This is a genomic window from uncultured Neisseria sp. (assembly GCF_951230505.1).
GTDB lineage: Bacteria > Pseudomonadota > Gammaproteobacteria > Burkholderiales > Neisseriaceae > Neisseria.
In genome coordinates this window covers 1-12,366 of sequence record NZ_CATNVN010000049.1, presented here as the reverse complement: position 1 = coordinate 12,366, position 12,366 = coordinate 1, and the positions used below count along the sequence as shown (strand labels likewise).

At 47.7% G+C, this 12,366-nt stretch carries 13 protein-coding genes; 5 read left to right on the top strand and 8 right to left on the bottom strand.

Translation table 11 applies throughout. The annotated features are described in order from the left end of the window. The 6 genes from hemW to dapA form a co-directional block, all read right to left on the bottom strand. Positions 1 to 644, bottom strand: a 644-nt coding sequence (gene hemW, locus Q1M25_RS04810) for a radical SAM family heme chaperone HemW (RefSeq protein ID WP_300482339.1), incomplete at its 3' end; no start/stop codon positions are given. Between the two features lie 96 nt (positions 645 to 740). Further along, positions 741 to 1,103 carry a thioredoxin family protein gene (locus tag Q1M25_RS04805; RefSeq protein WP_300482338.1) on the bottom strand — a complete coding sequence of 121 codons (363 nt, stop codon included), beginning with the start codon at positions 1,101 to 1,103 and terminating at the stop codon, positions 741 to 743. Positions 1,104 to 1,156: 53 nt separating this feature from the next. After that, positions 1,157 to 1,750, bottom strand: coding sequence for an RdgB/HAM1 family non-canonical purine NTP pyrophosphatase (rdgB, locus tag Q1M25_RS04800; protein ID WP_150537428.1), 594 nt, complete (start codon positions 1,748 to 1,750; stop codon positions 1,157 to 1,159). Positions 1,751 to 1,759: 9 nt separating this feature from the next. Next, positions 1,760 to 1,990 (bottom strand): NGO_0222 family membrane protein, encoded by a 231-nt coding sequence (locus Q1M25_RS04795; RefSeq protein WP_300482335.1) that lies wholly within the window; start codon positions 1,988 to 1,990, stop codon positions 1,760 to 1,762. 121 nt (positions 1,991 to 2,111) lie between these two features. Further along, positions 2,112 to 3,242: an outer membrane protein assembly factor BamC gene (gene bamC, locus Q1M25_RS04790; protein ID WP_003746991.1), complete on the bottom strand. Its 1,131-nt coding sequence runs from the start codon at positions 3,240 to 3,242 to the stop codon at positions 2,112 to 2,114. Between the two features lie 81 nt (positions 3,243 to 3,323). After that, entirely contained in the window at positions 3,324 to 4,199 is an 876-nt protein-coding gene (gene dapA / locus Q1M25_RS04785; RefSeq protein ID WP_300482332.1) for a 4-hydroxy-tetrahydrodipicolinate synthase, read from the bottom strand. A gap of 336 nt (positions 4,200 to 4,535) precedes the next feature. Here dapA and Q1M25_RS04780 point away from each other — a divergent pair, with 336 nt between their 5' ends. The 5 genes from Q1M25_RS04780 (at position 4,536) to Q1M25_RS04760 (ending at position 10,459) form a co-directional block, all read left to right on the top strand. After that, the gene (locus Q1M25_RS04780; RefSeq protein ID WP_036490659.1) at positions 4,536 to 5,927 is read left to right on the top strand and encodes a nucleobase:cation symporter-2 family protein; all 1,392 of its coding nucleotides are present in this window, start codon (positions 4,536 to 4,538) and stop codon (positions 5,925 to 5,927) included. Between the two features lie 117 nt (positions 5,928 to 6,044). Continuing rightward, on the top strand, positions 6,045 to 7,187 hold the full coding sequence (locus Q1M25_RS04775; protein WP_300482327.1) for a class I SAM-dependent RNA methyltransferase: 1,143 nt from the start codon (positions 6,045 to 6,047) through the stop codon (positions 7,185 to 7,187). Between the two features lie 287 nt (positions 7,188 to 7,474). After that, complete coding sequence (gene nrdG, locus Q1M25_RS04770; RefSeq protein WP_300482324.1) at positions 7,475 to 7,984, top strand: anaerobic ribonucleoside-triphosphate reductase activating protein; 510 nt, start codon at positions 7,475 to 7,477, stop codon at positions 7,982 to 7,984. 54 nt (positions 7,985 to 8,038) lie between these two features. Continuing rightward, positions 8,039 to 9,883, top strand: coding sequence for an anaerobic ribonucleoside-triphosphate reductase (gene nrdD / locus Q1M25_RS04765; protein WP_300482341.1), 1,845 nt, complete (start codon positions 8,039 to 8,041; stop codon positions 9,881 to 9,883). 189 nt (positions 9,884 to 10,072) lie between these two features. Next, on the top strand, positions 10,073 to 10,459 hold the full coding sequence (locus Q1M25_RS04760) for a DUF5339 family protein (RefSeq protein WP_049359726.1): 387 nt from the start codon (positions 10,073 to 10,075) through the stop codon (positions 10,457 to 10,459). Between the two features lie 299 nt (positions 10,460 to 10,758). Here Q1M25_RS04760 and Q1M25_RS04755 read toward each other — a convergent pair whose 3' ends face one another. Beyond that, positions 10,759 to 11,289, bottom strand: a complete 531-nt coding sequence (locus tag Q1M25_RS04755) for a transposase (protein WP_300482319.1) — start codon at positions 11,287 to 11,289, stop codon at positions 10,759 to 10,761. Positions 11,290 to 11,556: 267 nt separating this feature from the next. After that, positions 11,557 to 12,366 (bottom strand): TOPRIM nucleotidyl transferase/hydrolase domain-containing protein (locus tag Q1M25_RS04750; protein WP_300482316.1); only part of this gene is annotated, 810 nt, incomplete at its 5' end.

The following is a 12,366-nucleotide window of genomic DNA, read 5'->3' as shown; positions in this document are numbered from 1 at the left end:
CCAAAAGGCGTGTTCGGCTCCATGGTCAGATGATATGCGCTGATATGAGATACGCCTGTTGCAATAGCGGTTTGCACATCGTTTAAGGCTGTCTGAACGGTTTGGTTTGGCAGGGCATACATCAAATCAATATTGACTTTATCAAATAATTTCAAGGCAGTATCAATGGCTGTCAGGGCTTCTTTGCCGTTGTGAACGCGTCCCAATCGAGTAAGCATATCGTCATTAAAACTTTGTACGCCGATAGACAGGCGCGTAATACCTGCGTCTTTAAATCCTTGAAACTTCTCAATTTCAAATGTGCCTGGATTGGCTTCCAAAGTAATTTCCGCTTCGGGTTGCAAACGCAACAGCGAACGCACGCCGCTTAACAAACGGTCAATCGATTTCGCTTGAAACAGGCTGGGCGTACCGCCGCCGAAGAATATCGTTTCCACAGGTCTGCCCCAAATATTGGGCAATTCAAGCTGCAAGTCGGTTAATAGGGCATCGATATAGGCTTCTTCCGGCAGACTGTTTTTCAGACTGTGGGAATTAAAGTCGCAATATGGGCATTTTTTGATGCACCACGGGATGTGGATATAGAGTGATAAGGGAGGCAGGGCGGTGAGTTGTCCGGGGCGCTGGAAAGTGATTTGGGTCATGGTATGTGTTGAGGCTCAAGGCCGTCTGAAATTTTTAGGCCGTTATTTTAACTGAAATGTCGGCCGGGAAAGTAATCAGTAGGAAATTTGCAAAGTCTAAGCGCTCAAAAAAGCTTCAATTTCTTCTTCTGATAATTTGGAATTGCAGACGAATTTTATTTTGCCTTGTGAGATGTTGAGTAGTGCGGGAACAGTTTTGATGCCGTATTGTTCACGAAAAGTTTTTACAGCTGCTTTGTTGTTGCTGTCGGTAAAGTGGATGGTAAGCTGCTTGTTTATGGAAACAGTAAACAGTTTTGCAACAAAACGGCGACAGTATGAACAACTTGGTTTGCCTAGAAAGACGATAGCAGTTTCTTGACTATCAATGAGTTGAAGAAGTTCGTCAGGTGTGGTTGGGATGAAGGCAGCAACGTGTTTTGCAAAGGCTGCCAATTCTTCAGGTGTGGGCTTGGGCATGGGAGTGAATGTGAGGTAGGCCGTCTGAAGGTTTCAGACGGCCTGTTATCGATTTATAAGGATTCAATTTTTCTTAACAATTCACGCAATGCTTGGGCGCGGTGGCTTTCGGCATTTTTGATTTCAGGACCAAGCTCGGCGGCGGTGCAACCATGTTCGGCCAGATAGAAATGCGGGTCGTAGCCGAAGCCGTTTGTACCTGCGGCTTCTGCCTGCCATTGTCCGTGCCAGATGCCTTCGGCGATGATGGGTTGCGGGTCGTTTTCGTGGCGGACGAGGACGAGCACGCAGACGTAGTAACAGCTTTTATCGTCTTTATCGGCAAGATTGGCAGAAAGTTTGGCGTTGTTTGCAGTATCGGATTTGGGGTTTTCGCCTGCATAACGGGCGGAAAAAATGCCGGGTGCGCCGTTTAAGGCGTTGGTGCAGATGCCGGAGTCGTCGGCAAGTGCCGGTAAGCCGCTATATTTGGCGGCATGACGTGCTTTAGCCAGGGCATTTTCAACAAAGGTATGGTATGGCTCGGGGCATTCGGGCGTATTGAACTGCGATTGCGGTAGGACTTCGATATTTAAGTCGGCAAAGAGGCGGGAAAATTCTTTGAGTTTGCCTGCGTTGCCACTGGCAAGGACGATTTTTTCAAACATGGTTTTTCCTTAATGGGTTTCGGTTTGCTGCATACGAGCTATTTGTGCGCGTGCTTTGTGACGGATGTAAAGGGCAAGGCTGCCGATTTGGGCAAAAACGGCGGCAAAGGCAAACAGAAAGGCGGCAACGGCAAATTGTTTGCTGTGAATGCTCAGAAGATAAGCGCCCAACAGAATCAGTACGATAAACATCAGGGTAAACAGGGCGGTCAGGAGCAGATAGGCTTTTTGTCGGGTCATGGCAGCTTGGGGGAGGGGGAAAATGTTCTGATTATAACGTCAGATTGGGAATTTGAAACCATGCCGTATCCGTTAAAAAGGCCGTCTGAATATTTCAGACGGCCTTAAGTCGAATAACGGATTAACGTAATTCTGTGTGCAGGCGGCTCAACAATGTGGAGGCATCGCTGCCTTTGTATGGGCTGCCGTCTTTGTTCAACAGATGGAGGCGTGCGCCATTGTTGATAGGCTCAACATACACGATAATTTCAGGATACGTTTTTGGTGCTTCTGCTTTGCCTTTGCCAAATACGCGTTTGAACAGGCCTGGTTTTTTATTGGCAACTGCTTCGCCTTCGGTTGGCGCTTGTTGAACCAAGAAGGCGCGGCGTTCGGCATTTTGACCGATAACAGTCAGGCCGATGCGGTCAAGCGCAAGGGCGGTACGGCGCCAGTTGCGGCCGTAATCGCCTGCCAGCAACAGAGTGCCATTGTCCACACGGGCTAACTCAGAAGCATTGCTGCGGGCGGCAACGCTTTGGGTCAGAGCCTGTTCGGCTTGTTGGCCGTCAACGCCCAAGTATTGCATAAAGCGGGCGAGGAATGCGGCTTCGAGGTTAGGGTCGCTCTCGCTTGGCTGCCACATGGTGGTGTCTTTTTTGCGGTCGGCATAAACTTCTTTCATGCCTTTGTGGGCGAAGAAGATGTCGGTCGAACCGTTTTTGCCTTGTTCGATGCGGATGATGAACTTGTCGCGTTCGCTGGTAGAGTAGATGCCGCCCAAGCCGACTTTGTCCAACAGACGGCGCAGGCTGTCTTGAGGGATTTTGGCTCGGTTTTCAGCCCACTCGGTTTCCATTTGGCCGATGGCCGGTTCTTCGGATTTGATGTCGAAACCGTTTTCTTGCCAGAATACTTTCAACAACGGCCAAATTTCGCGAGGCGATTTGCCATCGACAACCAACCAGCGCTGGTTGCCGTCACGCTCAAGGCGTACGCCTTTAACGGATTTCAAAACTTCTGCATTGGCAGGTTGTTGTACGGCCTGAGTGCGGCGTTTGTTGAAGTCGCTAGCGCGGACGGCACCGCTGCCTGCCGGTAATTGATAGAGGTTGCCTTGGTCTGGGTTGTTCAAATCAGGTGGTACTTCCAGTTTGACCAAGCGGTGTGATTGACTCTGATAGTCGAGTTTGGGTTGTTCTTTTTTGCTGCCGGAACAGGCAGTCATGCTAATCAGGGCGAGGGCTACTACGATGGGTTTGATATAGGTCATCTTGTTTTCCTGTGGATGAAGTTCTTAACAGGGAAGCCGTCTGAAAAGGGTGTTTGGAATTCAGACGGCCTTATTTCCGGATCAGATTTGTCCTGATTTTTCCAGAGCGGCTCGGACTTTGGCTTGACCGGCTTCGGTCAGTGCTACCAAAGGCAGACGAACATGGGGTTCGCATTTGCCCAATAAGCTCAGGCCCCATTTGGGCGCGGCCGGGCTGGGCTCGCAGAACATGGTGTTATAAATTGGGATAAGTTGCTCGTTTAGACGACGGGCGGTCGCAATATCGCCCTCAAGGGCGGCTCGGCACATGTCGGCAAAGAGTTTCGGTGCAACGTTGGCTGCGACGGTTACCACGCCATGACCACCGCACAGCATAAAAGGCAGGCCGGTAGGGTCATCACCGGATAAAACGGCAAAACCTTCAGGAACGCTGCTGATCAATTCGATGTTGTTGCCGATATTGCCGCTGGCTTCTTTCACGCCGACGATATTCGGAATCTCGGCCAAACGCAAAATAGTGTCGTTGCTCATGCTGACGACGGTACGGCCGGGAACATTATAGATAATCATCGGAATCGAAGTGGCTTCGGCGATGGCTTTGAAATGTTGGTAAATGCCTTCTTGCGAAGGTTTGTTGTAGTAGGGAACAACAGATAAGGTGTAGTCCGCACCGGCTTGCTCGGCGGCTTTGGAAAGGGCGATGGCTTCGACAGTATTGTTGGCGCCTGTACCGGCGATAACGGGAATGCGCTTGTTGACGTGTTTGACGGTGGCTTCAATAACGGCCAAATGTTCTTCGACAGGCAGAGTGGCTGACTCGCCGGTGGTGCCGACTGCGACGATGCCGTCGGTGCCGTTTTCAATGTGCCAGTCGATTAAGTCATGAAGTTGTTCGTAGTTGATGCTGCCGTCTTGATTCATCGGGGTAATCAGGGCAACCAGACTGCCTTTTAACATACGGAAACCTTTAATTTTATGGTGTAGGTGGATTATTCATCGGATTGTAGCTTACTTTGTTGTTTGTGTGAAACATATCCGCTATGAGGCTTTGCTGTTTAATGGTGACTTGTCATTATCTTAATGAATAATACATTTTTAAATCATTGGTTTGTTTGTTTTTAGGTAGAAAAATGATGTCAAGAATTAAAATGTGTTAAGGCGGTTTGAGGCCGTCTGAAAACGGCTGGGCGGAACTTTCAGACGGCCTGATGGTTTTGAATTTGCTGATACATTTCAAATTGGTTAAAATACGCATCTTAATATTTTTTAACGATTCTTGAGAGAAGGTTCAACATGGCCGGAATGACTGAAAAACAGGCGGAATCGCTTGATTTGGTTTATGGTTTGGAAGACAAGCCGCCGTTTGGGAATGCGTTGTTGAGTGCGGTTACGCACCTTCTGGCGATTTTTGTTCCGATGATTACTCCGGCACTGATTGTCGGTGGGGCATTGGAGCTGCCGGTTGAAATGACAGCTTATTTGGTGTCGATGGCGATGGTGGCTTCCGGTGTCGGCACTTATTTGCAGGTTAACCGTTTCGGACCGGTCGGTTCGGGTATGTTGTCGATTCAGTCGGTTAACTTCTCTTTTGTTACCGTGATGATTGCGCTCGGTACCGGTATGAAAGAGGGCGGCTTGACTGAAGATGTGATGATTTCAACGCTCTTGGGCGTGTCCTTTGTCGGCGCGTTTTTGGTGTGCTTCTCCGCTTGGCTTTTGCCTTATTTGAAAAAAGTGATTACGCCGACTGTAAGCGGCGTGGTCGTCATGTTGATCGGCTTGAGCTTGGTGCATGTCGGCATTACCGATTTCGGCGGCGGCTTCGGTGCGAAAGCAGACGGCACGTTCGGTTCGATGGAAAACTTGGGTCTGGCATCGCTGGTGTTGCTGATTGTATTGGTTTTCAACTGCTTGAAAAATCCATTGCTGCGTATGAGCGGCATTGCGGTGGGTTTGATTGTCGGTTATATTGTTGCGCTGTTTTTGGGCAAAGTAGATTTTTCCGCCCTGCAAAACCTGCCGCTGATTACCCTGCCTGTTCCGTTTAAATATGGTTTCGCATTTGATTGGCACGCGTTTATCGTTGCCGGTGCGATTTTCTTGTTGAGCGTATTTGAAGCGGTAGGCGATTTGACGGCAACTGCGATGGTCTCCGAGCAGCCGATTGAGGGTGAGGAATACACCAAACGTCTACGCGGCGGCGTATTGGCAGATGGTTTGGTGTCTGTGATTGCGACTGCGTTGGGCTCTTTGCCTTTGACCACTTTTGCGCAAAATAACGGCGTGATTCAAATGACCGGCGTGGCTTCGCGTCATGTGGGCAAATATATTGCGGCGATTTTGGTATTGTTGGGCTTGTTTCCTGTTATCGGCCGTGCGTTTACCACGATTCCGAGTCCGGTTTTGGGTGGCGCGATGGTGTTGATGTTTGGTCTGATTGCGATTGCCGGTGTGCGGATTTTGGTCAGCCACGGTATTCGCCGTCGTGAAGCGGTTATCGCGGCGACTTCTGTCGGTTTGGGTTTGGGCGTGGCGTTTGAGCCGGAAGTGTTCAAAAACCTGCCGGTATTGTTCCAAAACTCAATTTCTGCCGGCGGTATTATGGCGGTATTGTTGAACTTGGTTTTGCCGGAGGATAAAACCGATAAAGCGGTTAAGGTGGAAACCGACAGTTTGGATCACTAAGCAAGCTTTGTTCAAAGGCCGTCTGAAGTTTCAGACGGCCTTTTGGTTTTTCGGCTATAATATTGTTTTTATTTGTTATCCGAGTGGTTCGGATAGCTCTACCCGGAAAGGTTTTATATGACGGTTTATTCACTTTTTATCACTTGTCCTCGCGGTTTGGAAGCGCCTTTGACGCAGGAGCTTGAAAACATAGCATGTCAGGATATCCGAGCTGTTGACGGTGGTGTGGCATGTAAAAGCACGATGGAGCAGGTGTATCGTATCAACCTGCATTCGCGCGTTGCCAGCCGTGTTTTGCTGCGTTTGACCAAAGGCGGTTATCGCAACGAACACGATATCTACAAATTGGCACGAAATCTGCATTGGACAGCTTGGTTTAAGCTGGAGCAGACCTTCAAGGTCAAAGTTGAAGGCAAGCGCGCCAATGTGAAAAGCTTGGATTTTGTCGGTTTGAAAATCAAAGATGCCGTCTGCGATGCCTTTCGCGATATTTATGATGCGCGTCCGAGCGTGGGCAAAATCAACCCCGATATCCGCATTCATGCCTTTATCGATGAGCGCAATGTGGAAATCTTTATCGATACTTCCGGCGAAGCACTCTTCAAACGCGGCTATCGTCAGGATACCGGCGAAGCGCCATTAAGAGAGAACTTGGCGGCAGGTTTGCTGCTTTTGGCAGGCTACGACGGTACGCAGCCTTTCCAAGACCCGTTTTGCGGCAGCGGCACGATTGCCATTGAGGCAGCATGGATTGCGACACACCGTGCGCCGGGCTTGATGCGCCGTTTCGGTTTTGAAAAACTGCAAAACTTCGACAAAGAAAAATGGCAAGCCCTGCGCCGTGAAGCTGAAAAACAAATCAAACCGGCCGCCGCGCCCATTTCCGGCAGCGACAACGACCGTTATATGATCCGTGCCGCATTGGCCAATGCCCAAGCCGCCGAAGTGGATAATTTCATCCGCTTTGACGTGCAAGATGCGCAAGCCGCGCGGCCAAACGGCGAACACGGCATTATGATTTCCAATCCGCCTTATGGCGTGCGCCTTGCCGAAATTCAGGCTTTACAGGCGCTTTATCCGCAACTAGGCACATGGTTGAAACAGCATTACGCAGGCTGGCTTGCCGGAATGTTGACCGGCGATCGCGATATGCCGAAATTTATGCGTCTTTCTCCGAAGCGTAAAATTCCATTGTTCAATGGCAACTTGGATTGCCGATTGTTTCTGATGGATATGGTTAAAGGCTCGAATCGGGGCTAAAACCTGAAATTGAGGCCGTCTGAAAGATGATTTCAGACGGCCTTTTTTGTTTTATTTAGATAGACTTTACTATAACGGAGTTTGCTTTTCGTATTTTAATTTTAGGCCGTCTGAATCGTGTTCAGACGGCCTTTTTATTGGTTTAAAATTGCTATTTTATAGTAATAGACAATCAGATAAATAATAAAAATCTATTGCATGGGTAAAATGCATTGTTAAATAAAAACACCATATCTAGTAGTCTTATGTTTTAATTCGCACCATATCTTGTGTTTTATGGTATTGCAATGAGCGGCTTGAAATTTACAGTTGAGCAAATTGTCTGGCAGGAAGTGCCGGGTGAAGTGTCGCTAGCATTTCTGTTTTCAGGCTGTCCGTTGCGTTGCAAAGGCTGTCATAGTGCCGATACATGGAAAGAGGGCATCGGCACGGAATTGACCGGGGATTATTTGAAAGGCCGTCTGAAGTGCTATCGTGGGCTGATTAGCTGTGTGTTGTTTATGGGCGGGGAATGGCAGCCGGAAGCTTTGCAGAAAATGCTGGCTATTGTTGCCGAGGAAGGTTTGAAAGCCTGTTTGTACACCGGCTTGGAGCGTGAGGAGCTGGAAGCGGTTTCAGACGGCATTCTGCCTTATCTGACGTATCTGAAAACCGGCCGCTGGCAGATGGAACTGGGCGGCTTGGACAGCCCGACCACCAATCAGAAGTTTATTGATTTGCGTACGGACGAAGTGTTGAACCGCTTGTTTATCAAAGACAAACCTAAGCCTAAAGTTTTTCCAGTGGCTTCAATTTAGCTCAATGCTGTATTGCACTGATTTAAATTGAATTTATTGTATTCGCTGACAGCGATGTTTCAGACGGCCCAACCGTCATTGTTTAATAAATCATCCAAACCATACAGGAGAATTAACATGATTCGGCTGCATCCCGAACAGTTAAACGGAAAACTACAATTCATGCGCGACTACATCAGCGCGCAAAACGCGGCGGACGGCTCGAAAATGGATGCCAACGCCAACGTTACGCAAAAAAACATCGCCACGATGGAAGCGGAAATCATGAAAGACTTTTTCGTGCAGATTAACCGCGCCCAAGTGTCGCGCAAAATCGCCGAAATTTTCGACCAATCCGTCGCAGACGAATACATCCGCCAGATTGAGGCGCATGAGATTTATGTGCACGACGAGACCAGCCTCAAGCCTTATTGTGTGTCGGTTACGCTGTATCCCTTCCTGCTCGACGGGTTAAGCAAACTCGGCGGCGAATCCAAAGCGCCGCAACATCTGGCATCGTTTTGCGGCTCGTTTATCAATCTTGTGTTTGCCATCAGCGCGCAGTTTGCCGGCGCGGTGGCGACGGTGGAATTTCTAACCTATTTCGACTACTTCGCCCGCAAAGATTACGGCGACGATTATTTGGAAACCCACGGTAAAGAAATCGCCAACCATATGCAGCAGGTGGTGTACAGCATCAACCAGCCCGCCTCCGCGCGCGGCTATCAGAGCGTGTTTTGGAATATTTCCGTTTACGATCAATACTATTTCGACGCGATGTTCGGTGATTTCGTTTTCCCCGATTTCAGCAAACCGGTGTGGGCAAGCGTGGCGAAGCTGCAAAACTTCTTCCTCAAATGGTTTAATCAAGAGCGCACCAAGGCCGTTTTGACCTTCCCTGTCGTTACCGCCGCGATGCTGACCGACGGCGGCAAATGCAAAGACACCGTATTTGCCGACGAAATGGCAAAAGAGTTGGCGGAAGGCAATTCCTTCTTCGTTTATCTTTCCGATAATCCCGACTCATTGGCTTCCTGCTGCCGCCTGCGCAACGCTATTGAAGACCGCACCTTCAGCTACACACTCGGCGCGGGCGGCGTGGCGACCGGTTCCATCAACGTCATCACCATCAATATGAACCGGTTGGGACAAGACGGGCGCGACCTTGCCGCCGAAGTGGCCAAAATCCACAAATACCAATACGCCTACCGCAAACTGATGGAAGAATACCAAGCCGCCGGAATGCTGCCCGTTTACGATGCAGGCTTTATTACGCTGGACAAACAGTTCCTCACCATCGGCATCAACGGCATGGCGGAAGCTGCCGAATCGCAAGGCATCAAAGTCGGCTACAACGACGACTACATCAGCTTCGTTCAAGGCCGTCTGAAAACCATATTCGAAGCCAACCAAGCCGCCAGCAAACACTATGGCGTGAAATTCAACACCGAGTTTGTCCCCGCCGAAAACCTCGGCGTGAAAAACGCCAAATGGGACAAAGCCGACGGCTACAAAGTCAGCCGCGAATGCTACAACTCCTATTTCTACGTCGTCGAAGACGAAGAAATCAACGCGCTCGATAAATTCCTGCTGCACGGAAAAGAACTGGTGGATTGGCTCGACGGCGGCTCCGCGCTGCACTTGAACCTTGACGAAGCCCTGCCCGAAACCGGCTACCGCTCGCTCTTGGACATCGCCGCGCAAACCGGCTGCAACTACTTCTGCGTGAACGTGCGCATCACCATCTGCAACGAATGCGGCCACATCGACAAACGCACCCTGCACGCCTGTTCCGCCTGCGGCTCGCACGACATCGACTACGGCACCCGAGTGATCGGGTATCTGAAGCGTGTATCCGCATTCAGTAGCGGACGGCGCAAAGAGCACGCGCTCAGGCATTATCACCGTAAAGCGGCGTAATCGTTGAAAAAAGGATTACTTACAAAAGCGAAGGCCGTCTGAAATTTCAGACGGCCTTGATCATGTTTAGATAGACTGACTCTTTCAATGATATATTTTTGATTAAATTAAACAAAAAACCTTGACACCTTCATATAATGAATTAACATATAACATCCTTTAACCTAAATTTAAAAAAGTGAGAGACACATGAAAACATCAGCTTTATTGGCGGCTTTGTTGGCAGCCCTGTCCCTGTCAGCATGCGGCGGTTCAGGCTCATCTTCTTCTGCCGTTTGTGACGAATACGAAAAAGCATTTGCCGAAGCAACTAAAGACGTAGATGCTGCAACCAAAGACATGATGCAAAAATCTTTCGAACAAACCAAAGAAGCATTGAAAAACCTGCCGGCAGACCAACGCGATGCAACTTGTAAAACTTCTTTGGACGCTTTGAAAGGCGTTCCGGCTGCCGAAACTCCTGAAGAAAAAGCCGAAGAAGCCAAAGATGCCGCTGAAGAGGCTAAAGAAGAAGCAAAAGATGCAGCGGAAGATGCTAAAGAAGCTGCTGAAGACGCTAAAGAAGAAGCTAAATAATTCGGATAGCTTTACAGAAAAACGGATTCCAATAATTTGGAATCCGTTTTTTGTTGTGTGAATAAAGGAGGATGTTTTCAGCCAAGAAATTTTTAGTTTTCAGACGGCCATTTCTTATGCCTTCTGAAAGTGTTAGTTTTCAACTAAGTTTAATTTACAACAGAAAGCCATCAATCAAACAACCGCGTGCGTTCGTATTGCACATATCCTCATCCTACGCGTAGGTTTTTAATTCCGCATGATTCACAGGTAGGGTGTGTGGCGCAGCCACGCACGCGGTCGGGAATTTTTTATAGTATTCACTCTCCGAAACTCATTACTGCCGTTTCTTTCGTTCCGCCCCAATCTAATGGCAACCATCCATCTCGCACATAACGGTGAAACGACGAAAACGCCCAATCGCGGACATTGTCACATAATCCATGTTTGACGGGATTGAAATGGATGTAGTCCGCGCAACGTTGCAAGTCCGTTTCGTCGCGCACGGTGTGTTCATAAAAACGCCGTTGCCAAATACCGCGTTCGTGCCGCCGCTGTTTGCTGGCAGACAGATTTTCGGCATGAGGGAAATGTGCGGAGAATTTGGTTTTAATCAGCCGCCAGCGCAGGGAATAATCCGCATCGTCGGGAGGCAGCGTCCAAATGGCGTGAATATGGTTCGGCAGTACGCATACGGCGACGGTTTTAAAGGGATATTGTTTTTGCACATCCATATAAGCCGCACGCAATAAGTCGATATGTTCAATAAGCAGGCGCGATTTTGGATCGGCGAGTTTGACAGTGAAAAAGAATGTGCCGCCGGCAATGAAGTTTCTGCGATAACGCGCCATAGGATTTTTGTTTGTGGTTTGGATGTTGGAGAAGGAATGGTTTGTTTTTTAAGGTTTAACTTTGTTGAAGCTGATGTTTCAGACGACATTGGAGGCCGTCTGAAAGAGCTAGCTTCAACGAAATTAAAAGTTGAAACGGCAAACCGTCAATCAAACAACCGCGTGCGTGCGTACCGCACACACCCTACACGTTGGTTTTGAAGTTTCGTTTGATTCATAGGCAGGGTGTGTAGCGTAGCCACGCACGCAGTGAGTGAGGTATGCAGGCTACGCTTGCTTATTCAGTTTTTCATAAAAACAGTCATAAATAGCTTCTATATTTTTTTTGAATATTTCTGAAAATGGAAAGGAGTTACTATTTTGAGCAAGTGCCTCACTAAAGAATAATTGTATTTTGGATTTTTCATCTTTTCCTTCTTCTCCAATATATTCTTTTATCATTTTTTTATCTTCCTCACTTAAAAGACTAGATATTTCACATCCTTTCATACTGTTTGGTAAGATATCTTCAAGAGTTAATACCCTTTCTTCATTCAAAAAATATTGTTCAATAAGATTTTTTTTGGCTCTTATTCCCGCTTTATCGGCATCAAAACATGCTATAAATGGAATTCCCCAACCTTTTAAAAGCCCAATTACCCCATTAAATCCATGTGCCCCACTCATAGGAATGATAGACATATCATCTTTTCCTAATAATACTTTAATACCATATTCTAAAATAAGGTAATCACTTTTACCCTCTGTAAGAATAGATGGGCGTACCAAATCTAATTTACTTGATGTAATATTTAACCTATCGAGAATTGGTTGAAAATAAGTTGTTTTTGTTGGATTGTCATTTACATATTTTCTGTACTTGATAGCAGATATAATTGTATTTTCAGGTTTAAAATTTTTGTCATCAAATCCATAAGAATTAATTGCATTATTTGATATGATATATGCTTGGTCAAGCCAGTGTGGGTTTATTAGATAATGGCTATGTGTAGAATAGATAATTTGACTGCCATCTTCAGTAATTTTAGGAAAACTCTCCAATAAAGCTTGTTGGGCTTGTGCATGCAAGTAGGAAGC